Origin of the sequence: Kiloniella antarctica (assembly GCF_042682825.1) — a bacterium.
Classification (GTDB): domain Bacteria; phylum Pseudomonadota; class Alphaproteobacteria; order Kiloniellales; family Kiloniellaceae; genus Kiloniella; species Kiloniella antarctica.
Genome location: NZ_JBHUII010000001.1, coordinates 574,340 through 599,672, shown reverse-complemented (window position 1 = coordinate 599,672; position 25,333 = coordinate 574,340). Strand labels below are relative to the sequence as shown.

The 25,333-nt window shown below is 46.5% G+C and carries 21 protein-coding genes and 1 tRNA gene; 13 read left to right on the top strand and 9 right to left on the bottom strand.

Going from position 1 to position 25,333, the window contains the following annotated elements; translation table 11 throughout:
* Positions 1-3: 3 nt before the first annotated feature.
* Complete coding sequence (locus ACFSKO_RS02875; protein WP_380248211.1) at positions 4-3,132, bottom strand: efflux RND transporter permease subunit; 3,129 nt, start codon at positions 3,130-3,132, stop codon at positions 4-6.
* A 2-nt stretch (positions 3,133-3,134) separates the two neighbouring features.
* A complete protein-coding gene (locus ACFSKO_RS02870) occupies positions 3,135-4,244 on the bottom strand; it encodes an efflux RND transporter periplasmic adaptor subunit (RefSeq protein ID WP_380248209.1) in 1,110 nt (369 codons plus the stop codon).
* A 398-nt stretch (positions 4,245-4,642) separates the two neighbouring features.
* On the opposite strand from ACFSKO_RS02870, the gene rpmI reads away from it, so the two are divergent.
* The 7 genes from rpmI to ACFSKO_RS02835 all read left to right on the top strand — a co-directional run bounded on the left by rpmI (position 4,643) and on the right by ACFSKO_RS02835 (position 11,077).
* Positions 4,643-4,843 carry a 50S ribosomal protein L35 gene (gene rpmI / locus ACFSKO_RS02865; RefSeq protein WP_380248207.1) on the top strand — a complete coding sequence of 67 codons (201 nt, stop codon included), beginning with the start codon at positions 4,643-4,645 and terminating at the stop codon, positions 4,841-4,843.
* A gap of 18 nt (positions 4,844-4,861) precedes the next feature.
* Positions 4,862-5,218, top strand: coding sequence for a 50S ribosomal protein L20 (gene rplT, locus ACFSKO_RS02860; protein ID WP_380248205.1), 357 nt, complete (start codon positions 4,862-4,864; stop codon positions 5,216-5,218).
* A gap of 155 nt (positions 5,219-5,373) precedes the next feature.
* Entirely contained in the window at positions 5,374-5,805 is a 432-nt protein-coding gene (locus ACFSKO_RS02855; RefSeq protein WP_380248203.1) for a hypothetical protein, read from the top strand.
* Between the two features lie 42 nt (positions 5,806-5,847).
* A complete protein-coding gene (gene pheS, locus ACFSKO_RS02850) occupies positions 5,848-6,918 on the top strand; it encodes a phenylalanine--tRNA ligase subunit alpha (protein WP_380248201.1) in 1,071 nt (356 codons plus the stop codon).
* 14 nt (positions 6,919-6,932) lie between these two features.
* Positions 6,933-9,341: a phenylalanine--tRNA ligase subunit beta gene (pheT, locus tag ACFSKO_RS02845; RefSeq protein ID WP_380248199.1), complete on the top strand. Its 2,409-nt coding sequence runs from the start codon at positions 6,933-6,935 to the stop codon at positions 9,339-9,341.
* Positions 9,342-9,510: 169 nt separating this feature from the next.
* A complete protein-coding gene (locus ACFSKO_RS02840) occupies positions 9,511-10,155 on the top strand; it encodes a hypothetical protein (protein ID WP_380248197.1) in 645 nt (214 codons plus the stop codon).
* Positions 10,156-10,348: 193 nt separating this feature from the next.
* Positions 10,349-11,077 (top strand): hypothetical protein, encoded by a 729-nt coding sequence (locus ACFSKO_RS02835; RefSeq protein WP_380248196.1) that lies wholly within the window; start codon positions 10,349-10,351, stop codon positions 11,075-11,077.
* 51 nt (positions 11,078-11,128) lie between these two features.
* Here ACFSKO_RS02835 and ACFSKO_RS02830 read toward each other — a convergent pair whose 3' ends face one another.
* Both ACFSKO_RS02830 and ACFSKO_RS02825 read right to left on the bottom strand, forming a co-directional pair.
* Entirely contained in the window at positions 11,129-11,647 is a 519-nt protein-coding gene (locus tag ACFSKO_RS02830; RefSeq protein WP_380248195.1) for a nucleotidyltransferase family protein, read from the bottom strand.
* Positions 11,648-11,831: 184 nt separating this feature from the next.
* The gene (locus tag ACFSKO_RS02825; RefSeq protein ID WP_380248193.1) at positions 11,832-13,418 is read right to left on the bottom strand and encodes an ATP-binding protein; all 1,587 of its coding nucleotides are present in this window, start codon (positions 13,416-13,418) and stop codon (positions 11,832-11,834) included.
* A gap of 276 nt (positions 13,419-13,694) precedes the next feature.
* On the opposite strand from ACFSKO_RS02825, the gene lepA reads away from it, so the two are divergent.
* Positions 13,695-15,497 carry a translation elongation factor 4 gene (lepA, locus tag ACFSKO_RS02820; protein ID WP_380248191.1) on the top strand — a complete coding sequence of 601 codons (1,803 nt, stop codon included), beginning with the start codon at positions 13,695-13,697 and terminating at the stop codon, positions 15,495-15,497.
* Between the two features lie 141 nt (positions 15,498-15,638).
* Here lepA and ACFSKO_RS02815 read toward each other — a convergent pair whose 3' ends face one another.
* Entirely contained in the window at positions 15,639-15,947 is a 309-nt protein-coding gene (locus ACFSKO_RS02815) for a hypothetical protein (protein ID WP_380248189.1), read from the bottom strand.
* A gap of 212 nt (positions 15,948-16,159) precedes the next feature.
* Here ACFSKO_RS02815 and ACFSKO_RS02810 point away from each other — a divergent pair.
* A tRNA-Ser gene (locus tag ACFSKO_RS02810) sits at positions 16,160-16,249 on the top strand.
* Positions 16,250-16,461: 212 nt separating this feature from the next.
* On the opposite strand, the gene ACFSKO_RS02805 is transcribed toward ACFSKO_RS02810, so the two are convergent.
* Positions 16,462-16,947: a YajQ family cyclic di-GMP-binding protein gene (locus ACFSKO_RS02805; protein WP_380248187.1), complete on the bottom strand. Its 486-nt coding sequence runs from the start codon at positions 16,945-16,947 to the stop codon at positions 16,462-16,464.
* 238 nt (positions 16,948-17,185) lie between these two features.
* Positions 17,186-17,665: a YHS domain-containing (seleno)protein gene (locus ACFSKO_RS02800; protein WP_380248185.1), complete on the bottom strand. Its 480-nt coding sequence runs from the start codon at positions 17,663-17,665 to the stop codon at positions 17,186-17,188.
* A gap of 90 nt (positions 17,666-17,755) precedes the next feature.
* Here ACFSKO_RS02800 and ACFSKO_RS02795 point away from each other — a divergent pair, with 90 nt between their 5' ends.
* Both ACFSKO_RS02795 and ACFSKO_RS02790 read left to right on the top strand, forming a co-directional pair.
* Positions 17,756-18,940: a DmpA family aminopeptidase gene (locus tag ACFSKO_RS02795; RefSeq protein WP_380248183.1), complete on the top strand. Its 1,185-nt coding sequence runs from the start codon at positions 17,756-17,758 to the stop codon at positions 18,938-18,940.
* A gap of 150 nt (positions 18,941-19,090) precedes the next feature.
* Entirely contained in the window at positions 19,091-20,887 is a 1,797-nt protein-coding gene (locus tag ACFSKO_RS02790) for a methyl-accepting chemotaxis protein (protein ID WP_380248181.1), read from the top strand.
* Positions 20,888-20,933: 46 nt separating this feature from the next.
* Here ACFSKO_RS02790 and ACFSKO_RS02785 read toward each other — a convergent pair whose 3' ends face one another.
* Positions 20,934-21,380: a methylglyoxal synthase gene (locus ACFSKO_RS02785; protein WP_380248179.1), complete on the bottom strand. Its 447-nt coding sequence runs from the start codon at positions 21,378-21,380 to the stop codon at positions 20,934-20,936.
* A 36-nt stretch (positions 21,381-21,416) separates the two neighbouring features.
* The gene (locus ACFSKO_RS02780) at positions 21,417-22,340 is read right to left on the bottom strand and encodes a LysR substrate-binding domain-containing protein (protein ID WP_380248177.1); all 924 of its coding nucleotides are present in this window, start codon (positions 22,338-22,340) and stop codon (positions 21,417-21,419) included.
* Positions 22,341-22,438: 98 nt separating this feature from the next.
* On the opposite strand from ACFSKO_RS02780, the gene ACFSKO_RS02775 reads away from it, so the two are divergent.
* Entirely contained in the window at positions 22,439-24,076 is a 1,638-nt protein-coding gene (locus tag ACFSKO_RS02775) for a trimethylamine methyltransferase family protein (RefSeq protein WP_380248175.1), read from the top strand.
* 26 nt (positions 24,077-24,102) lie between these two features.
* Positions 24,103-25,287, top strand: coding sequence for a mandelate racemase/muconate lactonizing enzyme family protein (locus ACFSKO_RS02770; RefSeq protein ID WP_380248173.1), 1,185 nt, complete (start codon positions 24,103-24,105; stop codon positions 25,285-25,287).
* The last annotated feature ends 46 nt before the right edge of the window (positions 25,288-25,333 follow it).

The window sequence follows — 25,333 nt, the reverse complement described above, 5'->3', positions numbered from 1 at the left end:
TTTTTAACTTTCGTTGGATTTCCAAATCCGTTTGTTGACGGCTTCCCGCATGGTTTGGAAACTGACGTAGAGAGTCGGGATGAAGAGTATCCCGATCGACGTTGCTGCAACCATCCCCCCAAAGACGACAAAGCCAACGGCAACACGACTGGCTGCGCCTGCTCCGCTTGCGAAAATTAAGGGTAATACGCCTAAGATGAACGAGAGTGCTGTCATCATAACGGCTCTAAACCGCAGAGTAGCAGCTTCAAGAGCGGCATCTTTGATGCTGAGGCCCGCTTCTCGGCGTTCTTTGGCAAACTCAACAATGAGAATGGCACTTTTACTTGCAAGGCCAATGAGCATAACCATCCCGATCTGGGCATAGAGATTGTTGTCAAGAAAAGGCAACAATGCCATGGGAACAAGAGCGCCGAACACTGCGATGGCCACAGAAGTGATAACAGATAGCGGGACGCTCCAGCTTTCATACTGTGCAACAAGGAAAAGATAGGCAAAGATCAAAGCAAGAGAGAAGATGATGAGGATATAGCCCCCCGCATCCTGTTCTTGTTTTGAGGTGCCCGTCCATTCAATCCCATATCCTTCGGGCAGCGCTTGTTTGGCGGCACGTTCCAGAGCGGCGATTGCATCGCCTGTGCTATAGCCACTTGCAGGTGAGGCAGTAATCGAAGCCGTTTTGAATTGATTGTACCGCGTGAGAGAAAGTGGTCCGAGAATGGGTTTGATTTCTATGAGGGTGCGTAAGGGAACCATGTCGCCGTTTGCGTTCCTCACGTGAAGGCGCTCAATATCTTTAATACTTTCTCTATATTTAGCCTCGGCTTGAATTTGAACTCGGTAAACCTTACCGAATAGATTGAAATCATTGATATATGAAGAACCAAGGTTGGCTTGCAGGGTCGAAAAAATATCCGAAATTTGAATGCCTAGAACTTGAGCCTTTTCTCTGTCTACTTCGAGAAATAGTTGCGGAATATTGGCCGAATAGGTGCTAAAGGCATTGGCAAGCGCTGGTTGTTGGTTCGCCGCAAAAGAAAGACTTCGAACGGCCGCGGCAAGCTCCTGTGGTGTGCGACCAAGATAATCCTGGATCTGGGCTTCAACGCCCCCGCTCGTGCCCAGCCCGGATATGGGTGGAAGTGGGAAAGCGAAAGATTCTGCAGAAGCAAGGCCCGCCAGCTGGCGATTTAAGCGTCCGAGAATGTTGTACCACTTGAGGTCTTCGCTGGTGCGGTTGTCCCAACTGCTTAGGATTGGAATAAGGAGCGATGAATTTGAGGCTGTCCCGGAAAGGATGCTGAAGCCTGAAACGGAGATAACATCTGTTACGCCTTCTTCTTCTAACAACATGTCGGTCACTTGTGCCGTGACTTTATTGGTTCTGCCTAATGACGCACCATCTGGGAGTTGGACGTTTACAAAGAAAACGCCCTTGTCTTCCATCGGTATAAAGCCAGTTGGTACGGTTGTGAACATATAGCCCGTCGCGGCAACAAAAATACCAAACACGGCCATAGACAATAGGGTGCGGCGTATCATCAAGGCTGCGATGCGACTGTAGCCATTACGGGTTTTGTCGACCATGTTGGCAAAAAACTTAAGGGGGCCACGTGGTTCAGCCGAGCCCGACTTTAAGAGCAGGCCACAAAGCGCAGGCGAAAGGGTCAAGGCGTTGATGGAGGAAAGAACAACAGCGGCGCAAATGGTGATGGAAAACTGTTTGTAGAGTTCACCGGTAATGCCGGGCATAAAGGACACTGGGACAAAAATCGCCACGAGAACCAGGGTTGTAGCGACAACAGGGCCTGTGACTTCTTTCATAGCCTGACGTGTTGAATCTTTAGCGCTTTTACCTGTTTCTTTCATGATGCGTTGAACGTTTTCAACCACGATAATACTGTCGTCAACGACAATCCCGATTGCCAGAATAATGGCAAAGAGCGTGATCATGTTAATGCTGAAACCCACGAGGTAGAGAATACCAAAAGTACCAATAAGAGAGACTGGTATTGCGAGGGTTGGTATGAGTGTTGATCTCCAATCGCTCAAGAAGAAGAACGTAACGGCAACCACAAGAGCAAAGGTGATCATCAAGGTTTCGACAACTTCTTTCACAGAAGCACGTACCGAATTGGTTGTGTCGTAAAGGATTTTATATTCTACGCCTTGAGGGAAACTTTCGGATAAACGATCAAGTTCTGCATAGATACCATCGGCGACATCAAGCGCGTTTGCGCCTGGCGACTGGTAAACGGCGATGGCTGCGGAAGGCTTGTTGTTAAGTTTTGATGCCGATGAGTAATTCTGAGATCCAAGCTCGATACGCGCGACATCTCTCAAGCGAACAAACGAGCCATCCCTGTTGGCGCGGATGACGATTTGCTCAAATTCTGCAACTGAGGTCAGGCGTCCTTTGGCTTGCAGAGTGTATTGAAATTGTGGGGTGCCATCAAACGGCGGTGCGCCAAGTTGTCCTGCTGTGGCCTGAATATTCTGACTTTCAATGGCGTTGGATATATCTTTGGTGGTGAGTTCTAAGGCCGTTAACTTGTTGGGGTCGAGCCAAATGCGCATGCCATAATCAAGAGCACCAAACTGAGAGACACTTCCAACACCATTAATTCTGGCAAGGGCATCTTGAATGTTAATAGAGGCATAGTTGCTGAGAAATAGGGAATCTTTACTCTCATCCGGTGAAACCAAATTGACGACCAATAGCATTGACGTGGATTGTTTTTGGGTGATGACGCCTTGTCGAATGACATCTTGAGGCAAGGATGAGTTTGCCGTTGCTACGCGGTTTTGCACGTTTACTGCGGCGATGTCGGGGTCTGTGCCAACAGCAAAGGTAATGGTGAGTTCGTAACTGCCATCGTTGCCGCTGGTTGATGACATATAAAGCATATTCTCGACGCCATTGACCTTGGCTTCGATTGGGGCCGCAACGGATTGTTCCACTACGGTGGCATTAGCGCCTGGATAGCTTGTGGAGACTTTAACCTGTGGTGGGGCGATATCAGGGTATTCGGCAACGGGTAGAGCGTTAAGCGCAATGAGACCCGCAAGCGAGATTACAATGGAGATGACCAAGGCAAACTTGGGGCGGTTGATGAAAAAAGCTGAGAACACGATCAGGCTCCTTCTTCAACCGGGTTCACCAGCATGTCAGGTTTCACCTTTTGTATGCCCTGAACAATCAGTCGTTCTCCTTTTAGTAGACCATTTGTGACGACCCAGTTGGTGCCGACAGGCTCACCTACTTCAACACGGCGCACTTCAACCTTGTTGGATCTATTGACCACAAGGGCGAAATAACCTTGCTGGTCCTTTTGAACGGAAGCTTGGGGAATCACGAGTGCCCGTTGGGTTTCTTTGCCGCGAACAACAACGTTTACAAATTGGCCGGGCACCAGAATGCGGTTGGGGTTTGCAAAAACAGCCCGTGTTAAGATTGAGTTAGTGTCTTGGTTGACCTTGGTATTGATGAAATCAAAACGCCCTTCAAAGGGATAAGCTTCTCCGTCGGACAGGATGAGGCTGGGAATAACTGGTGCTTCATCGCTCATACCTTTGCGGCGCTCTTGGAGAATGATCTTATCACTGACCGGAACACTGACATAAATGGGGTCCATACTTGTAATCGTGGCGAGAGGATCGCTGCTGGAATTTACAAGGTTTCCGACACTATAATTTGATCGGCTGATCTGTCCATTTATCGGGCTGTATATTTCTGTGTAACTTAAATCAAGTTCGGAACGTCTCAGGGATGCTTTGGCTTGTAGCACACTTGCAAGGGCTGTGGATTCACTGGCTTCAGAGGTGTCGAGTGAGGCTTCTGAGACGACTCTCTTTTGTTGAAGATCTTTTTTTCTTTTTAAGTCGGATCGGGCATTTTTTAAGGTTGCTTCAGCTCCAACCAAATCGGCCTTACTTTGGGCGACAGCTATTTCATAAGATGCTTTTTCGAGAATATAAAGGAGGTCACCTTTTTTGACTTCTGCGCCTTCCTTAAAAAGGCGTTGTTCGAGAAAACCTTCTACGCGAGCTCGCAATTCAACTGTTTCGACGGGTTCAACACGGCCAACAAAAGTGAGCTGTGGGGTAATGTCCTGTTCTTCTACTGTCGTGACAATCACACTTGGTGCTGGGACGGTTTTGTCTTGGGCGAGAGTAAAATGGGGGACAAAGGTTGAGGAGATTAGGATAAGGGCGTTAAGTCCCCACTTTGAGAAATTGTGCATGCGCTCACTTCTTTTGTTTTATTCTTTTATTTTGATCTTTTGTCACCACAGGATTTGTAGGCAGTCCCTGATGTGGTGAAGTCCTAGTTAAATGCGTGTACTTTTACTGCTGCCTAGGTGGGGCTTTAAGAATGTCAGTTCAATACCCTAGAATATGCTCGGGTGAGGTCAAGAGTTTAATATACTATGAGTAGGGTGGTTTTGTTAATTTTCGGTGACGTGTAGGCTGCTGAGACTCCCTTCGCAGCCCTGAATAAATATCCCTTGCAGATCCTGATCGCGTGATTACTCTTGCATTCCTCGGGAAGGGGATCTATAACCCCGCCATTGTCGGGTGGCATGTGCCATAGGGTATGCCTAGTCACTCTGAAAAAGAACTTTAGTTATAAGGAAAGAAAATGCCCAAACTTAAGACGAAATCTGGCGCGAAGAAACGCTTCCGCCTAACCGGTACCGGTAAAGTCGTTGCAGCTCAAGCAGGCAAACGTCACGGTATGCGTAAACGCTCACAGACAATGATTCGTAACGCTCGCGGTACGACTACTCTATGTGATTCGGATGCTCGTGTAATCAAACGTAATTTCCTAGTTAACGCTTAAGGTTAAGGTAGTAGCAAAATGGCTCGTGTAAAACGGGGCGTCACAGCGCGTGCACGCCACAAAAAAATCTCAAAACTTGCTAAAGGCTATCGCAGCCGGGGCAAAAACGTCTTCCGCGTTGCCGTACAGCGCCTTGAAAAAGGCTGGCAGTACGCTTATCGCGATCGTCGTGTTAAAAAACGTACATTCCGTGGTCTGTGGATTCAGCGTATCAACGCTGGTGCACGTATGCACGGTATTACCTACTCTCAGTTCATGAACGGTGTTAAAAAAGCTGAAATTGGTCTGGACCGTAAGGTTCTTGCTGATTTGGCAGTTCGTGAGCCAGCTGCATTTACTGCTGTTGTTGAAAAAGCAAAAGCAGCTCTGGCTTAACGCACATACGTTTAGCTTTATGACAGGGCAGCATCCGGTTTCGGGTGCTGCCCGTTTGTCATTAAAGCCATAAAAATTGAGAAACAAAACTGAATTGCGTTGTTGCGCAATGTTGTTTTATCGTCCTGCCTTGAGCAGGGGGTAATATTTAACTCATGTATCTACGTAACCAACAAGAACGATTGACCATGATTTCTCCTCTGAGGATCCTGCAAACTGTTCTATTATGCCTCTTGCTTACAGGTTGTTTTGAAGCCGGGAACTCTTCGGGGTCTGATGCCATAGAAGCGGTTCAAGACGAAGTTCTCGATGGTCAAAGTAATAACGATCTTGTTAATAGCCTTGCCGGCCGTCATGGAAAAGTCACTTGGCTCTCGGCTGCTTGGGGTGATAAACAGTCTGATCAATTAACGCGTGTAAGCGCAACTATTCAAAAAAACTTGAACGGTACCGAACACGTACTTGTACTTGAATATCGTTACGATCATACCTCAAAAAGGGTGGTTTTGGATAAAGTACTACTTGATGACCAGGTACAAAGTGTCATTAGTGGTGCTGTCGCAATGCTGGCAATGAAGCTCGAATAGGGAAACATTATTGAGTGCATCTCAATAACGGGAAGTAGTGGAATGGATAATCTGGAAGAACTTCGCAGCGCCTTGCTGCAAAGAGTAGAAGAAGCCTCGGATCTTGAGGCGTTGGATACTGTGCGTATACAGGCTTTGGGTAAAAAGGGTGAAATTACTCAACGTATGAAAACGCTCGGTGGGCTTGCCCCGGAAGAACGTAAAGAAGCTGGCCAAGCCTTTAATGTTATTAAGCAAGCTGTTGCTGAAGCAATCGAAGTTCGAAAGAAGACCTTGCATGGCGCGGCGTTAGAAGCGCGCCTTGCTGAAGAAAGAGTTGATGTATCTTTACCAGCGCGTCCGACCACCATCGGAAAGATGCACCCAATAAGTCAGACCTTGGAAGAGTTGGTTGCGATTTTTGGGGAGATGGGATTTTCCGTTGCCGAAGGCCACCATATCGAAGATGACTTTCATAACTTCACGGCGCTGAATATTCCGCCAGAGCATCCTGCGCGTCAGGAACTCGATACTTTTTATATGCCTGAAAAGGAAGATGGAAGTCGCCCTGTCCTTCGTACACATACTTCTCCTGTTCAAATTCGGGCGATGCAGAACACGACTCCGCCAATCCGGATCATTGCACCAGGGCGGACTTTCCGTGCGGATCATGATGCCACGCACTCCCCGATGTTTCATCAGGTTGAGGGACTGGTTATCGATGAGAAAACCAACATGGGTCATCTCAAGGGTGTGTTGATTGAATTTTGTCGGGCCTATTTTGGCGTGAAAGATCTGCCGATGCGTTTTCGCCCAAGTTACTTCCCCTTTACCGAGCCTTCTGCTGAAGTTGACATCGGCTGTACCCGTTCTGACGGCCAGCTTAAAATCGGTGCTGGTGACGACTGGCTGGAGATCTTGGGCAGTGGTATGGTTCACCCGAAAGTTCTTGAGAACTGTGGTATTGATTCTAATAAATATCAGGGCTTTGCTTTTGGTATCGGGATTGAGCGTCTCGCCATGCTCAAATACGGCATACCAGATTTAAGAACCTTCTATGAAACTGATCTTCGCTGGATGAAACACTATGGCTTCTTGCCAATGGAAATGCCCAGCATGGTCCGTGGTCTGTAAGGAGGTTTGAGAAAATGAAATTCACATTGAACTGGTTGAAAGATCACCTCGATACAGATGCTTCTCTTGAAGCAATTGTCGAAAAACTTTCCCTTATCGGCCTCGAGGTTGAAGGCGTTGAAAACAAAGCTGACGAACTAAAGGCCTTTAAAACGGCCAAAGTTATCGAAGCTGTTCAGCATCCCAATGCTGATCGTTTGCGCGTTTGTCAGGTGCAGTCCGCAGAAGGTGTTAGTCAGGTGGTCTGTGGGGCGCCTAACGCACGCACAGGCATGGTAGGTGTCTTTGCTCCTGTGGGTTCTTATGTCCCGGGTATTGATCTGACGCTAAAGGCCGGAAACCTTCGCGGAGAAGACTCCAACGGTATGTTGGTATCTGAGCGCGAAATGGGACTTTCCGACGAGCATGACGGTATTATTGATCTTCCTGAAGGCACCGAGATTGGTGTGCCGATTGCCGAAGTTCTTGGACTCGATGATCCGATTATCGAAATTGCGATCACGCCAAACCGTGGTGATTGCCTTGGAGTGCGTGGTGTTGCACGTGATCTCGCGGCTGCGGGCCTTGGAAAACTAAAGCCCCTAAAGGTTGAAAAATTCGAAGGCTCTTTTGATAGTCCGATTAAGTGGTTGGCCGATTCTGCCGTCGCTGAAAAGGTTCCCTATGTTGCGGGGCGCTATTTTCGGAATATTAAAAACGGCCCTAGCCCTAAATGGCTGCAAGAACGACTACTTGCTATTGGACTGCGTCCGATTTCAACGCTTGTTGATATTACCAACTATGTATCATTTGATCTCGGGCGTCCGCTGCATGTTTTCGACGCAGATAAGATTAGTGGTAATCTGACCATGCGCCCTGCTGAGAACGGTGAAGAGTTTTTGGCTTTGGATGAAGAGACTTACAAGCTTGATGATACCATGGTTGTTATTGGGGATGATAACGGCGTTCAAGGTATTGGTGGAGTTATGGGCGGCTTGAATTCCGGCTGTAGTGACAAGACCACCAACATGTTTTTAGAAGTTGCGCTGTTCGACCCGATTTCTGTGGCAATAACAGGCCGTAAGTCTGGTATTCTTTCTGATGCACGTTATCGCTTTGAACGCACCGTTGATAGCCAGTCCGCGGATTGGGGTGTTGATGTTGCAACGCAAATGGTTCTCGATCTTTGCGGTGGCGAAGTAAGCCAAATCACTACTGCCGGCTCAATCCCGTCTGAAAAGCGTGTCATTGAACTTCGTCCAAATCGTATTGAAGATTTATGTTGTGTTGCAGTCGCCAAAGATAAACAGATCGAAATTCTCTCAATTCTTGGCTTTGAAGTCAGTGAAAAGGACGATTTGATTTCTGTCGTGGTTCCAACATGGCGCCCCGATGTTGAGTTGGAAGCCTGCTTGGTTGAGGAAATTCTACGTATTTACGGTTATGAAAATATCCCTGAATTACAGATGGAGACGGCAAACTATCTGCCACAAGGTGTTTTAACGCTCGATCAACGTCGGGTTTCCAATGCACGAACATCTTTGTGTTGGCGTGGTCTTGATGAGGCGGTGACTTTCTCGTTTGTTTCTTATGCCGAAGCCGAGCTTTTTGGTGGTGTCCCAGACAGTCTTCGTGTTGCAAACCCAATCTCGACAGATCTAGATACCATGCGCCCATCTATTCTGCCGACTTTGCTATCTGCAGCTGTCAGAAATACGGATCGTGGTTATCCTGATAATGCACTATTTGAAGTGGGACCTCAGTACGTAGATGATACGGCTAAGGGGCAACAGAAAATGGCGTCGGGATTGCGGTCAGGTTCCATTGCTGGACGTCATTGGGAAAGCGCTAATCGGTCTGTTGATGTGTTTGATGCCAAGGGCGATGCTCTGGCTGCTCTTGAGGCAGCAGGTGCCCCTGTGGATAACTTACAAGTCTTTACGACGGCACCGTCCTATTATCACCCAGGACGCTCTGGTGTGATGGGGCTTGGACCAAAGAACGTACTTGCGGTCTTTGGTGAACTCCACCCGCGGGTTCTTGAAGCCATGGATATCAAGGGGCCTGTCGTAGCTTTTGAAGTTTTCTTGGATAATATCCCTCAGCCTAAGGTGAAAAAGGGAGAAACTGGAAAGATTAAACCTGCTCTCGACCTTTCGCCATTCCAACCGGTTGAACGTGATTTTGCCTTTCTCGTCGACGAGAGCGTTGAAGCAGGTAAGTTGATCCGCTCGGCAAAAGGGGCTGACAAAGCCTTGATTTCAGATGCTGTTCTTTTTGACGTCTATACAGGAAAAGGCGTTGAAGAAGGTAAAAAGTCCTTGGCAATTACCGTCACTCTTCAACCGAGAGACCATACCTTAACAGATGAAGAGATTGACGTTGTTTCTCAAAAGGTTGTTGCGCAAGCAATGAAAGCCACCGGAGCAACGCTTCGTAGTTAAAAAGAGTTTGTTTTATTTATAAAAAGCCCGACAGCTTCTGTCGGGCTTTTTTTGTGCCGTAATCAAAAGGTTTTTATGAGAGCGGTGACCTGAAATTCTCTAAAAAAAGTGTGATATACTTTAGGTATCGGGGGAAATGATCTGGGGGTATGACCAATAGGAGACGTTCATGTCTGTACCCACGGAACAACACAAAGTATCGAAGGAAACTGTACGGGAAGCTGTAGGTGTTTTCCATACGGCACAAGAGCTTGAGAGCGCAATCGATGTCTTATTGAACACAGGGTTTGATCGTTCTGAGATAAGCTTACTTGCGAGTGAAGAGACGGTGGATGAAAAGCTTGGACATAGATATGATTCTGTTCATGAACTTGAAGACGACGCGGATGTTCCCCGTACTGCCTATGTCGAAAGGGATTCTGTAGTCGAAGGCAAAATGGCTCTCATTGGTGGTTTTGCCTATATAGGTGCGGTCGTTGCCGCCGCTCCTATTGTTGCATCAGGAGGACCTTTAGCGGTTGCTATAATTGGTGCGGTACTCGCGGGTGGTTCAGCAGGTGTTTTTGGATCATTTGTAGCGGAGTGGATTGGGCATAAGAGTGCCGAGAATATCGAAAGCCAACTAAAACATGGCGGGTTGCTTTTGTGGGTGACACTCCGTGACCAGAATCATGAAGAAATGGCAATGTCGATTTTAACCGAACAGGGAGCTGATGATGTGCACTGTCATGATATTCCTGTGTCGGGCGATCCGGCTACAAATCCGGTACATGGTCGTGAAACTGATCCTTTTTTAGCGGGCGCGATTATTTAATTAAAAGATAGAGTGCAAATTTGGGGGGACTTTTTTACCCCACTGGAACTAAGAGGGAAATTTATGCTTATTGTCCTCTATTTCGAGATCATTTTAGATTTTTTAAATCTGCTTAGTTGTTGATATCAATACATAAAATAAGTGGCCTGAATTTTGCTTTATAAAACGAAAGAGTTTTGTGAGGTGGGTCGACGTGAGTTTAAGTCTTGATACGGTTTCTTTAAGTACAGGTTCTGGTTATGGGCTCCCGAATACTGTTGCACCTGTTCCTGCGGAAGATATGGCTGGGCAGCAAAAACGAGTTGCAAAAGAAGGTAATCAAACTTCAGCAGCCTATGAGATTACGCTGTCTGAAGAAGCTAAAGCCCTCATCGCAAGAATGGAAGGAACTGTTCGTCAGGCAAGCGACGTACGCTTTCAAGATCTCTCCCCAGAGGAACAGGGCCGTATACGCGGTTTGGAAAAACAACTGGATGAAATCTTTGGTTACGCACCAAATAAAATTCTAAATAAGGAAGAAAAAGAACAAATTGCGGTACTTTATAGCCGCATGGATGATGTCTTGGGATATCAGCCTAAAACTATCGATCCGATGCACCATCACCTTGCTCGACGTCTGGAAGAGGAAGCCGATCGGTTGCTTTCAGACCCTAAGAAACTTCTCAATGAAACTGAAGAGCGTCAGTTGGCCGTTATTTTTTCCCACCTAGAAAGCCTTCAGGGGGTGTCCTCTGTTAGTTACCAAGTTCCAGGCGAGCTAAAGGGACACATTGCTGGTTTGCAAACAGAAGTCGATCAGATTTCCGGTGCCGCTGATGTAAAAACACCTAGTGCTAATGATATGAAGCAGGCGACCCAAATCTTTCAGGATCTGGCCGGAATTTACGATGGCGCTTTCCGTCGTATGATGAAGATCAACTAGTACCACTGATTACTTAAGCCTTGCTCCATCCAGATAAAATAAGGAGAGAGCTTAAGTTTTAAAGTTCAGATTAGCCCAGCGATCTACCCATTTTTTTTTATCTTGTCGAACCTTGAATTCAAACAACTTGTGTTGTCTGAAGTGAGGACTAGGTTGCACCGTTTTTTGATAGAGGTCTTCCAAACCAAAAGGTGCAAGAATCTCTAATTCGTGTTCTGGATTTAGCCTTATGGCAATGGCCGTCACTGTTTCAGGCCAATGCTTCATTGCGTCCGCACAGTCTTGATAAGGACGATCCCGATTAACGTGATGCATACGGGCCTGGTTTTTGACAGACCAACATCCTAATTTATTTGAGCAACCAGAATAGTTTGATTGTAGGAATTTTTCGATTTCCTGCTCGGTTTTTTGGCGTGTATCCTTGGGATCAAAATAGATAACGTCGATATCATTCATCACCGGGGATAATTTAATGCTGGATAGTCGATCCCAAATAAAATTTCGAATAAACCCTGCTGCAACCCAACAATCGGGAAGATTGAGATTCTTAACTGCTTCTAGAGCCGTCATTCGCAGGCTGTCCGATGTAATTGTTGTTATGAGTTGTTCTTGGTTTTTCAAACTTTTCAGACTTTCGAAATTTAAGTGTTGGGCAGAAAAAAATGTAGAAAAATACCTCTCTGGTGCACCTCGATTATTCTTCGTCTAGGACACTGTTGCTTGAAGGTAAAGGTTTTGAGTGGGAAAGTGAGTGTTATGATTCCCGGGTTTGTGTTCGCCAGCGTTTAAGGGAATAGTTGATGTGATTGGCATCAAATCGATCTTCTGCCCAATTAGCGGCAAAGCTTGCGGTGTTACTTTCAGGTAGTTCATCCGCTGATAATTCATGAAACCTGATACGGGTTGGAAAATTTACCCCTTCTCCCACAACAATGGCTTCCTGATTACGAAGTGAGGGTAAGGACTTTAAGAGGCTGGAAGAACTTTGTGGTAGCGTTCTCTGGACAAACATTTGATCGCGTTCGTTGCTCATACGCAGAGAGAACATCGTATTACATTGGGATAATATTGTTTCCGACAACTCAGACGGACGTTGGGTGATCAATCCTAATGAAACGCCGTATTTACGACCTTCTTTTGCGATTTGTTCAAGTGCTTTACGCGTCGGTGCAAAACCAGAATTTTTATCGTACGGGACGTAGCGGTGCGCTTCTTCACAAACAATGAGAATAGGAATCGGATCGTGGCGATGCCCCCAAACAGCGAGATCAAAAATTGTTCTGCAAAGTAAGGATACCATAACGTCGACAACTTCTGAAGGTACGCCGGAGAGATCAAATATGGAAACGGGCTTACCATCGTTGGGGATACGCATGAGTTGGCTGAGGATATAGCTCATGTTATCTCTGAGAGCTACATTGCCAAACATAAAGGCGTAACGTCGATCATTACGTAAATTTTCAATTCTGTTCTTGAGGCGTTGGAAGGGCGCGAGCTGTTCTGGTTTGCCGAGCTGACCCATCATTTGATCTATACGATGAAGCATGTCTGAGATTTTATAGGGTAAAGGTGTGTCGACAGTCAGTGTCGCTGCATCGGCTTGGTCGCCGCTCCAAGCGAGCTTTGCTGTCAGGATCGCATCCTTGAGAATATTAGATTCAACGTTTCTAGCTGCGGGTTCTTGGCTACAGTAAATCTCAACCGTTTCTTCGAAGTTTAGCAACCAGTAAGGCAGGCGTAAAGATTCTGGACTGAGGCACTCTGCTCTGTGTTTGAAGGCGGCAGAATATTCATTGTGTGGGTCGATAAGGATAATATGTCCGCAAGGATGACTGTCGAGGATTGACTTGAGGATAACTGTCAGAGAACAAGATTTTCCGCTACCTGTTGTGCCCAAAATGGCAAAGTGTTTACCAAGGAGTGCATCGGTCATGATGTAGGCAGGTAATTTTTGTTCTTGCGATAATGCCCCTACAACGAAGCAGGGCTTGTCGGGGCGGGCATAAATTTCGGCAAGTTCTTCTGTTTGTACAGGTTCAACAATTGAGCCGAGAACAGGGAAGCGTGATACGCCACGTTGAAAGCCGGGAAGCTCTCCCTTGCCGGGATCCAATAGCTTTTCACCAAGGAGGTCAATGGACATGATCTTGATGTCTTCAGGACTTGGGGGCATCGAGGGATTGGGAATTGCCATGTCGCTTATCAGACCAAAGGCAACAGCAGTTTTGGATTGTATCCTGATCATCTCACCAATGGATGGTAGGTCAATGTTGGGCGCCAGGCTCGCGTTTAAGCTGTCACCACTGATAGAGGTTACAAATCCGATTGTGTTTGAAGTCACCTGATAATCCCTTAAGTACAGTATTCATTTATTAAATTATATCTCCGAAAAGTTTACAGGGGATTTAATATCCATGAATATAATGCGATGAGAGATCTCCTTGTGAATAGACCTTATTTTGCAGAGAATAGAGTGTGAATTTTAACAAGTTGGAAGGTGTTTTTCATCTTTAAAAGCTGATTTTTTTACTTGTTATTTCCTCATATGAAGACAGAGATTGCGCAATCGAAGTTAAGGGCTTATCTTCCGCAGCATTATTGATAGGCATATGATGTAATGGCTGACCTGAAACATATCCGAAATTTTTCTATTGTTGCCCATATTGACCATGGGAAATCTACGCTTGCAGATCGTTTGATCCAACATTGCGGGGGGTTAACCAACCGTGAAATGCAAGATCAGGTTCTCGATAATATGGAGCTTGAGCGCGAGCGCGGTATTACTATTAAAGCCCAAACAGTTCGCTTGGACTACAAGGCTAAAGATGGTGAACTGTATCAACTCAACCTGATTGACACACCGGGCCACGTTGACTTCACTTATGAGGTCAGTCGTTCGCTTGCCGCGTGTGAGGGATCAATCTTGCTTGTTGATGCTTCTCAGGGTGTTGAAGCGCAAACTCTGGCCAATGTGTATCTGGCCATTGAGAATGATCACGAGATTATCCCGGTACTGAACAAGATCGATTTGCCAGCTGCCGAGCCTGAGCGTATTCGCCAGCAAATTGAGGATGTCATTGGTATTGATGCCTCTGAAGCTTTGAGTGTCTCTGGTAAAACCGGGGCAGGTGTCGATGAGGTTCTTGAGGCTATTGTTGCAAAGCTGCCCGCGCCCCAAGGCGATCCGGAAGGCAAGCTAACGGCCCTTTTAGTTGATAGTTGGTATGACAGCTATCTTGGGGTGATCACGCTTGTACGTGTGGTCGATGGGGTTATTAAGCCGGGTATGAAAATCCGTATGATGGGGACAGGAACTACTCACCTTGTCGATGCTGTCGGTGCTTTCACGCCAAAGCTGACCAAGTTAAAAGAACTCCGCGCGGGTGAAATCGGGTATATTACTGCAGGTATCAAACAGATTACGGACACTAAGGTCGGCGATACGATCACGGATGAAAAGAACTTGGCCGAAAAGCCATTGGCTGGTTTTAAGCCTTCTGTTCCGGTTGTGTTTTGTGGTCTGTTTCCAATTGACGCCAATGACTATGAGATGTTGAGAGATAGTCTTGGTAAACTGGCGCTTAACGATGCTTCTTTCCACTTTGAACCTGAATCATCAGCGGCGCTTGGATTTGGCTTCCGTTGCGGGTTTTTGGGACTCTTGCACCTGGAGATCATTCAAGAGCGATTGGAACGTGAGTTCAATCTGGATTTGATTACAACTGCCCCAAGTGTTGTTTATAAAATACATATGAACAACGGTTCGATGATGGAGCTGCACAATCCGGCTGATTTCCCGGATGTGGTGAAGATTGATCACATCGAAGAGCCTTGGATTAAAGCCAATATTTTGGTGCCAGATGATTATCTTGGTCAGGTGCTAAAGCTCTGTGAAGACCGGCGCGGTATTCAGGTTGAACTGACCTACGTCGGCAGCCGGGCGATGATTGTTTACAAGTTGCCTCTTAACGAAGTTGTCTTTGATTTTTACGATCGCTTGAAATCGATCTCTCGTGGATACGCATCTTTTGATTATTCAATCGAAGGTTACGAACGCAACGAGTTGGTGAAGGTTTCAATTCTGGTTAACTCCGAGCCCGTAGATTCTCTTTCCATCATCGTGCACCGCTCACAGGCTGAACCACGTGGGCGTATGCTGTGTGAACGTCTTAAAAGTTTGATCCCTCGCCAGCTTTTCAAGATTGCTGTTCAGGCGGCAATTGGTGGAAAAATTGTGGCGCGGGAGACGATTTCTGCAATGCGCAAAGATGTTACCGCCAAGTGTTATGGTGGGGATGTTTCTCGTAAGAAGAAACTTCTTGATAAGCAGAAGGCTGGTAAGAAACGCATGCGGCAAGTTGGTAATGTGGAAATTCCGCAATCTGCTTTCCTTGCCGCACTTAAAATGGGTGACGATTAACCTTCTCTAGTCGCGCACTAAACCAAACTAAAAAACTCCAGAGAACTTTGTAACCAAGTTCTCTGGAGTTTTTTATATTTAGAATAGGCGACTGACTATCCGTGATCCTCGCAAGTCTTGCGTTCTATTGAAGTTTTAATTTCAATGACGCCTTTTTTTCGAGGAGTTACTGCTGAAAAGAGTGAGTAGGCCACCGATCACTGTCATCACGACAAGGGTTGGAAGGAAAAGAAGCTGAGAAAAACCATAATCCCAAGCGTAGGGAGATATATATCTTTCAGTTATGGCCTGCAGGAGATTTAAGGATCCTGCGTGTAAGCTGTACCAGTTCTCACCCAACTGAGAAAAGTTCAAATTGCCTGTTTGGAAAAAAGCCCAGACGTCTGAAACAAACGACAAAAAAGCAATCGCGAGAAAAAACCACCCGAGAAGTCGAAAAAACTTAGCCATGTATTTGGCTCCAATGTTCTGCAGATATATGACAAATCATTATCTTCGATAGTACTATAGCACTAATTAAGGGTTTTTATGAATGAAATTCAAGACTTAAGGCTTTGTTGAACCGTTCAAGAATTGGTGTGTAAACCGAGTAAAAAAACGGTTGCATCCCATGGCTATACCCAGTAAGTTCCGCCTCGCACCCAAGGGTGCCTTATAATGCGGGAGAGGTGGCCGAGTGGCTGAAGGCGCACGCCTGGAAAGTGTGTATACGTTAACGCGTATCGAGGGTTCGAATCCCTCTCTCTCCGCCATTATACTTTCCCCCTGATAAATGATTTAAAAAATTAAAAATTCCATTGGCTTAAACTCTTCATATGTTGCGAGGGCTTATCTTTGTGTCGGATGGTTCTGCTATACATTAAAAAACAAATGGCACCGAAAGGATAACTCCATCGATGCCATTATTGTTATGCCAATCCAGCTGTATTAGGAGAACATATCTGCTTAAAACTTAAAAGTTCAACTAATCGCGGAAGTTTTCGTATTGCAGCGGTTGGTCGAGATTCAATTCCTTAATCATGGACATTGCGCCCTGCAAATCATCTCTTTTTTTACCAGTGATACGCACTTCGTCACCTTGTACCGCGGCTTGAACCTTTAGTTTTGATTGCTTTACTGCAGTTGTGATTTTTTTGGCGAGCTCACGGTCAATGCCCTGCTTTAGGGTAACGACCTGACGGACCATGTTGCCGGATGCGGCTTCTTCTTTACCAAAGTCGAGAGCCGCAGGGTCGATGTTTCGACGGGTGGTGTGAACTTTGAGAAGCTCGTGCATTTGCTTTAGTTTAAGATCGTCATCAGCAAGAATAGTGATGAGTTCATCTTCCAGTGTGATCTCGCATTTTGAGCCTTTGAAGTCATAGCGTTGAGTGACTTCACGGCGTACGCCATCGAGCGCGTTGTTTAGTTCTGGCATGTCTGTTTTTGAAACGATATCAAATGATGGCATATCGATGATCCTTTTATATCTTCGTTCGCTAATTTGTGGCTTGGGACAAGCAGTCGTGATCTTAAGTCACTGCCACTGATATTTAAGTGGGGAGAATAACGGATCATTAGGGCGGACAAAACGTAAAATTGAAAAATAGGATTATCATGTAGTTAAAAGACAGAAGATTACTCGATTTAAAATCTGCTTTTGAACAACTTTAACTATACGAGATGTAACCTAAAAATTAATTAGCTCTCTAGTCCAATACGTGGGGCCAATTCTTATCACCGCGTTTTATGTTGTTTGAGATATCCTTTTCCCAACGACGTTGAATGTCAGAACTGTAGTTGAGATAAAGTTTGTTGTTCACGATTTTCCAGGCGGTAGGATCTGAAGAGGCGGTATTGCCCTGTGCAACAGCCCAAGCACAATAACCGCCATACTGTGGTGCATAGAAATCTGGTGCGGCTTTGAAGATTTCGAGGTTTTCAGCGCTAGAAAAGAGCCAAGTTACGCCTTTCCATTGATGTTGAAACTGTTTTGAACCTTCGACGGGTTTGCCTTGTTTGAAATAGGCAACTGGATCGTGGCCATCGATAGCAACAGATGAAAAGTAGCTTGTATAAATTTGATTTTGAGCTGCGTGAGAGGGCGCAGGGGCTATAGACAGAGCTGCACCGGAGGCGAAAATTACGGCGAAAAAGGCGAGAATTAAGCGTCGAGGTTGGTTGAACATAAGGCATCTTTATTTGTTGATAATCACCTAACATAAGAGAAAATCGAATAAACTGCATATCACGATCACTTGAAAGCGAGTTTGTTTTTTGTGGATTTAATTGATTGTGAAATTTTTGATAATCTTGCTTTTGATATTGAGAACAAGGCATTGTCTTTGTTGGTGCTTATTGATGGAATAATGGTAAAAATCATGGTTGAAAAGAGACGTCGCTTTCGGGACTTAGGTGTTGAAATTGGTACGCTACCAACGGGACAATATAATGCCATCACGGATGTTTCTGGGGTAGAAGTTGGGCACTGTACAGTGATTCAGGATAACCCAAACACTTTAAGGACGGGGGTGACTGCGATTTTACCATTAGGACGTAACAAAGTATGGAGCCATGGTCTCTTCGCGGGATGCAGTGTTTTTAATGGTTATGGTGAGATGACGGGTCGGGGGTGGTTGGAAGAGGCAGGGCAATTGTCCTCGCCGATTTTATTGACATCTTATTATGGGGTTGGCGCTGTTCATCGAGGTATCAATCAGCTGTGCGATGATATTGATATTCATAGTGGAACTCATCCAATTGTAGCTGAAACCTGGGATGGTTGGCTTAGTGACCCCAATGCTTTTGCGTTGACAACAGAGCATGTTGAGAAAGCTTTGAACGACGCTGACAGTGGCCCCGTTGAGGAAGGTTGTGTCGGCGGAGGCACAGGTATGGTCTGCCATGACTTCAAAGCGGGAATAGGGACATCGTCACGTAAGGTCGAGATCGAGGGAGAGACCTATACTCTCGGGGTTTTAGTTCAGGCAAACTACGGGGACCGATCAGACTTTCGGGTGAATGGCGTTTCTGTTGGCGCGAAAATTCCTGCTTCGGAGGTTCCTGTTCCTGACCGAAAGAAAGTGCCACATACTGAAGACGGGTCAATTATTATTGTCGTGGCAACGGATGCTCCGCTTCTCTCTAAACAATGTGATCGTCTCGCCAAAAGAGCAGTGCTCGGGCTGGGGCGTGCCGGCGGCTTTGGGCACAATGGTAGCGGGGATTATGTTGTTGCTTTTTCTACGGGTAATATTCTCAATCTTAGGGAAGAAGGGCTGCATCAAGACATAAAGGCCTTACCCGAAAAAGATATCAACTTATTGTTTCACGCTGTTGTTGAAGCTACTGAAGAGGCGATTGTAAACTCGGTGTGTCAAGCGACGACCACCGAGGGGTATAAAGGTCGCGTCGTGTACGAACTCCCTTTGGAAGTGCTTAAATCAATTATGTCCTCAGAGTAATTTAGACCAAAGTATTCAAAAATATTTAAAATTGAATCTTCATTTAGAAACACCTTCATGAAAGAGTCTCTAAATCGTAATGCGATGCCGTTACCGATCTTGCTGTGAAAAAAGATATTTGTTCGCGTTAGTCACAGTAGTGAGGTTTATATGTTTACGACGCTTAGATCCCGGATCGACTTCAAGCTTATTCTTGCATTGATTTCTGTTCTTATTCCCTTGATGGCAGGGCTGTTAATCGCATTTGATTTTCTTTTGCGAGAGATTATGACAAAGCAGGATGACCGTACTCAATTGCTTAGAGAAATGAATCAAATTTTACGGGTCGAGATTTCCGAACTTCAAACCCAGTATCTCTCGATTGGTACTCACTTAGAGGTCGATGCTATCAAGGACGTTGAGAATTGGGCGCTCTCCCAGGGTGGGAATGTGGTCATTCATGATGGCCGTGCTGGAATTAAAGCAAGATATAGGCAAAGAAGCCAACGCCGGGATTTGTCAAAACGTGGTGTCTTTGTCGTTGATGATGGGGCGGGAAAAGCTGCTATTTCCTTAGGTGTTTTTGATGGTATTGAATTTAAAGGCCAAGTTAAAGAAATCAGATTTGAGAATAAAAATATAGTAGATTTGAAGCAATCTGTTTTCCAAATCAGCACTGAAAATACAGGGCCGGATGCTTTGGGATATAAAGTGGCTTCACTTAAAGCAATGCTCGTAGATGCTAGCCTTGAAGCAGAACGTAAACGCATAGCGATTTTAAATTATGTCGACGAGATCAAGCAAAAAGATGAAGAAGTTCATGCTTTTGCTGAACAGATTTTTTTAATTAATGGGGCATTGGGACTGGGTGCCGTCTTTCTTATTATTACGGTTGTTTTTGGGGTTAGCCGTGGTTTGGTGACGCGGTCGATCGTTCGATTACAAAGCGCGACACGGGAAGTTGCTGACGGTGGATATGTTGTTCTGAAAGAAGTTGCGAGGTTAGATGAAATTGGATCGTTGGCACGGGGTATTGAACGGTTTCAACAAGCGCGGGATGAAGCGGATACCCTACGCGATGAAAACGAAAAAGAGCGATTGCGTAATCAAAAGGCTGTCGAAAATCGTTTGTCTTCGGTTGCAAGCCAATTGGAATGCGGTATGAACTCGAGTGTTAGGGATGTCTCTGAACACGCTGATCTGCTCGCTCGGATGTCGGATCAACTGCAAGATTTTGCGTCGAACACCAATACTCAGGCGGGTGAAACAATTGAACTGGCCGACATTAACGCGAACATGGCAAAAGAAATCAAAGAGCTTTCAGAAAATTTGGTTTCTTGTAGCGCAGAAATGACAGCGGCGGTGGATCAACAGATAAAACTGACGTCTCTGGCTGGAGCCGATAGTAAAAAAGCTCACAAAACGGTTGGACATTTGTATGAAACGGCTGATCAAGTCGGTGAGATCATTGAGATGATCCAAAAAATCGCGGGGCAAACCCATTTGCTAGCTTTGAACGCGACTATTGAAGCGTCACGTGCGGGAGCTGCTGGGGCTGGTTTTGCTGTCGTTGCAGAGGAGGTGAAGAAGCTTTCTGGGGAAACAGCTGAAGCTGCCGATGCAATTGCCAATCGAGTTAAGTCCATACGCGAAGTCTCTGAAGATGCCGCTCAGGACATTACATCTATCGAAGGGCGCATTGATGAAGTAGATCAATCAATGAGAGGATTGGTGCAACTCTTTGAAGTCCAGGTTCAAGCATCCCATAGTATTGCTAATTTTGTTGAAAGTTCGGTTGAAAACGCGAGTAAGGTTTCAGGCAGTAGCGCCGCTATGAGAGAAGCATCAAAAACGACGGGGAATGCAACAGACCAGTTGATGAAAACTTCGGACCGTATCAAATCGGCGCTGGTTCACATGCAGGAGGAACTCTTGATGATCTTAAAGTCAGCTTCAACACCAGTTTAAGGGGTGGGTCAAGAGTTCCTGAAGATTTATTTTGTCGTAAAGGGGACTATACGGAACGCTGGACGTATTCTTCGATCATGGGGTGAGCCGCACGCTTTGTATAACCGGGTGCGGTGATCCCTCTGAGGACAAAATCGGCCGTGGTTCTGTTGCAGGCAACAGGTGTTTCGTAAAGTGTTGAGATGCGGATTAGGGCTTTAACGTCAACATCGTGTGGTTGAGGTGTCATGGGGTCAACGAGGAAAAATAGAGCCTCAAGTTCATCGTTGGAGATCAAGGCCCCAATTTGAAGGTCGCCACCAAGAGGGCCGCTTTTGTAAGAAACAATACTGTGTTCGGGAAGGTTTTCAGCAAGAATCCGTCCGGTTGTTCCGGTCGCAACAATATTGAATTTTTTGAGGGCTTCTTTGTTTTCTAAGGCCCATTCCAGAAGAACGGGTTTCATTTTATCGTGTGCAACCATTGCAATTGTGCGTTTGGGGCTCTGGCTCATAAAGTATCTCCCTGTTTTACGAACGCTATCATTGCCTTAATATTGCGCCCTGTCCAAGGGTTCTTGATGTGAAATCAACCAGTCGCGTACTTTTTGTGTCTGCGGACTCAAGGGCTTATGCGTGGGCCAGAGGACCCAGAAGTCGCCACCAAAGTGAACAGGCTCTTCATCGAGGAGCTCAAGTAAACCGTGATGAACAAGATGATCAACCAGATGCCACCACCCCAGGGCAATACCTCCGCCAGCAAGTGCCGCCTGAATGACAAGGGCATAATCGTTGAGCCGAAGGCCGTCCCCGTTATCCTTCCATTCCAAATTTTTTGCCTTGAACCAGTTGTGCCAATTGGGGCGATCCCGATAGGGTTCTTCGAGATGGAGCAGGCGGCGTTTTGATAATTCCAAAGGCGTATTTGGCTTACCAAAATCGGCTAGATATTTGGGGCTAGCTACGGGATAAACCACTTCTTTCGCGATTTGGATTGCTTCGTGCTCTGGCCAGTTTCCGTTACCTCGTCTGATGCCTAAGGGAATGCCTTCGGCAGCAGGATCAACGTCTTTATCCGTGGTTTGTAGCCTGATATCAATTTCTGGGTAGTGTTGACTGAAAGCGGTTAGGCGCGGAACTACCCAGTAATTGGCAAAGGCAGTAGAGCACGACAAGGTGACGTGGCTGTCTGGTTCTGATCTTGATAGCTCCTGGGCGGATCTGTGGATATGTCCAAGCCCCATTGTAACGTCGTTATGAAAGCGTACCCCCGCCTCTGTAAGCTGAACGGATCGGTGCCCACGATAGAACAGTTGGATGTTTAATGCCATTTCTAACTGTTTGATGGCATAACTCACAGCAGCTTGGCTGACGTTTAGTTCTTCTGCTGCTCGGGCAAACGATAAGTGCCTTCCAGCGGCTTCAAAAGAGAAAAGGGCCGTTGGGGATTGAATCAGATTTTTTAATTTTCGCATCAGTTAAACTTAGTCAAAGAGTAAGAATTATAAGAAGTCACAAGTCTATTGCATAAGTATACCATTTGCCTATCCCAATTTCAGAAGGATGTAGGTACATGGTCAGGGAACTTGAACCGGGAAGAGCAGATAGCGATCAGTCCACAGTTAAATTACATGGGGTTAAATCACGTGGGGTTAAACCACTTGGGACCAAACCACGCGGACGCGCGGCAAGACGGGCAAGTCGCGAGGGGGGAGCCGAACAGAATAAAAGCCTTAAGACGCCCTTTATCACACGTAATATTCCTCCCTATGATTTGTTGAACGAACAAAGTTTGATCAAGATTGAACAGGCCGCAGATACAATTCTTGCTGAACTTGGGATTGAATTTCGCGACGATCCTGAGACTGTTGCTCTGTTCAAAAAAGCTGGGGGCGATGTAACGCCAATCTCTGAAGCTGTATGGAACATAAAATTTGAACCCGGAATGATCCGTGAGATTTTAAAGACGGCTCCGGAACGCTTCACCCAACATGCCAGAAACTCTCTTAACTCTGTAGATATTGGCGGCGATGCAATGGTCTTCGCCCCGGCCTACGGATCTCCTTTTGTTATGGATATGGATAGAGGGCGGCGTTATGGGACGCTTGATGATTTTGAGAACTTTGTGAAGCTGGCCCAATCCAGTCCTTGGCTCCATCATTCGGGTGGAACCATTTGTGAACCGACGGATATCCCGGTGAATAAGCGTCATCTCGATATGGTGCTGGCTCATATGCGCTATTCTGATCGCGCCTTTCTTGGTTCCGTTACGGCTCCTGAACGCGCGTTAGATAGTATAGAAATGTGCCGGGTTCTATTTGGATCCGAGTTTGTCGATCAGAATTGTGTGATTATGGGCAACTTTAATTCCACATCACCTTTGGTTTGGGATGGAGTCTCAACCCAAGGCATTAGGGCCTATGCGCAGGCGGGGCAGGGATCAATCCTTTTGCCTTTCTTGCTTGGAGGAGCCGTTTCTCCGGTAACGATGCCTGGAGCTGTGGCACAAGGGTTGGCCGAATCCATGGTTGGTTGTGCTTTAACCCAACTGGTGCGTCCGGGTGCGCCAGTAATCCTGGCCTCGTTTTTGTCTTCCTTGTCATTGCGGTCGGGGAGTCCCACCTTTGGTACGCCGGAACCTGCCCTTGGTAGTCTGGTCATGGGGCAGCTGGCGCGGCGTTTAAAATTACCTCTTAGGTGTGCGGGTAACTTCCCAACTTCTAAATTACCCGATGCGCAGGCAGCTACGCAGGGCATGATGTCGATGATGTCTGCCGTACAAGGGGGGGCGAACTATATCCTTCATTCAGCAGGGTTTCTCGATGGATTACTGTCGATGTCCTACGAAAAATTCATTATGGATACGGATATTTGTGGCGCGCTTCATGCTTATCTCAAAGGATTTGAAGTCAATGACGAGACCTTGGGCATTGATTCTCTGCGCGAAGGCGGCCCCGGACAGCACATGTTTGGTACCGCGCATACCCTGAGACACTATGAAAGTGCCTATTGGGATACCGACTTTAATGATGATCAGCCGTTTGAAAGCTGGATTGAGCAAGGCGGCGATGATGCGGCGATCAGGGCCAATCGCAAGTGGAAAAAAATTCTTGCTGATTATCAGGCTCCGCATATGGACGCGGATAAAGAAGATGCTTTGCTGGAGTTTGTCGCACGCCGCAAAGCTGAGATGACAGACGCTTGGTATTGATTCCTTGAGCTCGATGGGAGGGTGTTATGAAGATTACCGATATTAAAGTAACTCATGTAAATGTTCCTTTTGATGCGCCGTTTTGGTGGACCGCAGGGCTTTATCCCGGTGCTTCAAAGTCGATCATTGAGGTCTATACGGACGAAGGTGTCGTTGGGCTTGGGGAAGCGCCTTGGTGGCACTTTGGGGAGGTCATCAAAAAGGATATTGCGCCGCTTCTGATTGGGGCGGATCCTCTTGATCTTGCTGATTGTGAAGCGCGGTGCGTCCCTCCGTGGCAAATAACCGCCAACACTGGAGAAAATGCGATCTCTATTGCCTTTGGGGCGCTGGAACTTGCGCTTTGGGATATTCGCGGCAAGGTCATGAATATGCCGCTTTATAAGGTTTTGGGCGGGGCGGTGAGAAAGGATATTCCTTTTACGGAGTACTTTGCCTTTCGCCCGGAAAATAATGGTGCGGGCGGAGAGATGACGCCGGAAGCCATTGTCGATTATTGCCTGAAAGTGAAAGAAGAGCACGGCTCGACTTATTTTGAAGGCAAATTGATCCAAGGCGACCCTCAACTGGAAATTCGAACCGTTCGTTTGCTCCGTGAAGCTCTTGGTGCCGATACAATGTTGCGTCTTGATTCTAACATGCAGTGGTCACTCACGACGGCGCGTTGGGTTTTGCGAGAGCTGGAGCAATACAACATTCGAAATTACGAAGACCCGGTTGCGACTTTTGAGGAAATGGCCGAGTTGCGCAAGCATTCGATCATTCCTTTTTCCACGCATGTTCCAGACTTGCGGCGCGCGGTTGCGCTCGGGGCACCGGATTATTTTGTCTGTAATTTTGCCGCACTTGGCGGCATCGCCAAGACAATGAAGTTTGTTGCGGCTTGTGAGGCTATGGGCAAGGGATTTTGGTGCTACTCAAACGATCTCGGGATCATGACGGCGGCTTACTTGCACGTTGTTGCCGCAACGCCATGGATAACGGAGCCTTCGCAATCTCTGTTCCGCTGGCAAGTGGGAGACGTCATTCAAAATGGACCTTTCCGCCAGACGAACAACACTGTGCGGGTTCCCGAACAGCCCGGCCTGGGCGTCGAGCTGGATCAAGTTTCTATGGCGCGCTGGTATCAACATTTTGTCGATCACGGCCCTATGAGCCATTTCAATGATCCCCAAAATCCAGGACGTTTTCGACAGTTGCCCCTGAATTAAAGGGCACGAATTGAGAGCCTGTGAGCAGGCTTATGTTGTATCGTTA

Excerpts from the sequence above, each read along its gene's own strand:
- ACFSKO_RS02870 (WP_380248209.1), bottom strand. The coding sequence starts at position 4,244 with ATGCACAATTTCTCAAAGTGGGGACTTAACGCCCTTATCCTAATCTCC.
- rpmI (WP_380248207.1), top strand. The coding sequence starts at position 4,643 with ATGCCCAAACTTAAGACGAAATCTGGCGCGAAGAAACGCTTCCGCCTA.
- rplT (WP_380248205.1), top strand. The coding sequence starts at position 4,862 with ATGGCTCGTGTAAAACGGGGCGTCACAGCGCGTGCACGCCACAAAAAA.
- ACFSKO_RS02855 (WP_380248203.1), top strand. The coding sequence starts at position 5,374 with ATGTATCTACGTAACCAACAAGAACGATTGACCATGATTTCTCCTCTG.
- pheS (WP_380248201.1), top strand. The coding sequence starts at position 5,848 with ATGGATAATCTGGAAGAACTTCGCAGCGCCTTGCTGCAAAGAGTAGAA.
- pheT (WP_380248199.1), top strand. The coding sequence starts at position 6,933 with ATGAAATTCACATTGAACTGGTTGAAAGATCACCTCGATACAGATGCT.
- ACFSKO_RS02840 (WP_380248197.1), top strand. The coding sequence starts at position 9,511 with ATGTCTGTACCCACGGAACAACACAAAGTATCGAAGGAAACTGTACGG.
- ACFSKO_RS02830 (WP_380248195.1), bottom strand. The coding sequence starts at position 11,647 with ATGACGGCTCTAGAAGCAGTTAAGAATCTCAATCTTCCCGATTGTTGG.
- lepA (WP_380248191.1), top strand. The coding sequence starts at position 13,695 with ATGGCTGACCTGAAACATATCCGAAATTTTTCTATTGTTGCCCATATT.
- ACFSKO_RS02815 (WP_380248189.1), bottom strand. The coding sequence starts at position 15,947 with ATGGCTAAGTTTTTTCGACTTCTCGGGTGGTTTTTTCTCGCGATTGCT.
- ACFSKO_RS02805 (WP_380248187.1), bottom strand. The coding sequence starts at position 16,947 with ATGCCATCATTTGATATCGTTTCAAAAACAGACATGCCAGAACTAAAC.
- ACFSKO_RS02800 (WP_380248185.1), bottom strand. The coding sequence starts at position 17,665 with ATGTTCAACCAACCTCGACGCTTAATTCTCGCCTTTTTCGCCGTAATT.
- ACFSKO_RS02790 (WP_380248181.1), top strand. The coding sequence starts at position 19,091 with ATGTTTACGACGCTTAGATCCCGGATCGACTTCAAGCTTATTCTTGCA.
- ACFSKO_RS02785 (WP_380248179.1), bottom strand. The coding sequence starts at position 21,380 with ATGAGCCAGAGCCCCAAACGCACAATTGCAATGGTTGCACACGATAAA.
- ACFSKO_RS02780 (WP_380248177.1), bottom strand. The coding sequence starts at position 22,340 with ATGCGAAAATTAAAAAATCTGATTCAATCCCCAACGGCCCTTTTCTCT.
- ACFSKO_RS02775 (WP_380248175.1), top strand. The coding sequence starts at position 22,439 with ATGGTCAGGGAACTTGAACCGGGAAGAGCAGATAGCGATCAGTCCACA.
- ACFSKO_RS02770 (WP_380248173.1), top strand. The coding sequence starts at position 24,103 with ATGAAGATTACCGATATTAAAGTAACTCATGTAAATGTTCCTTTTGAT.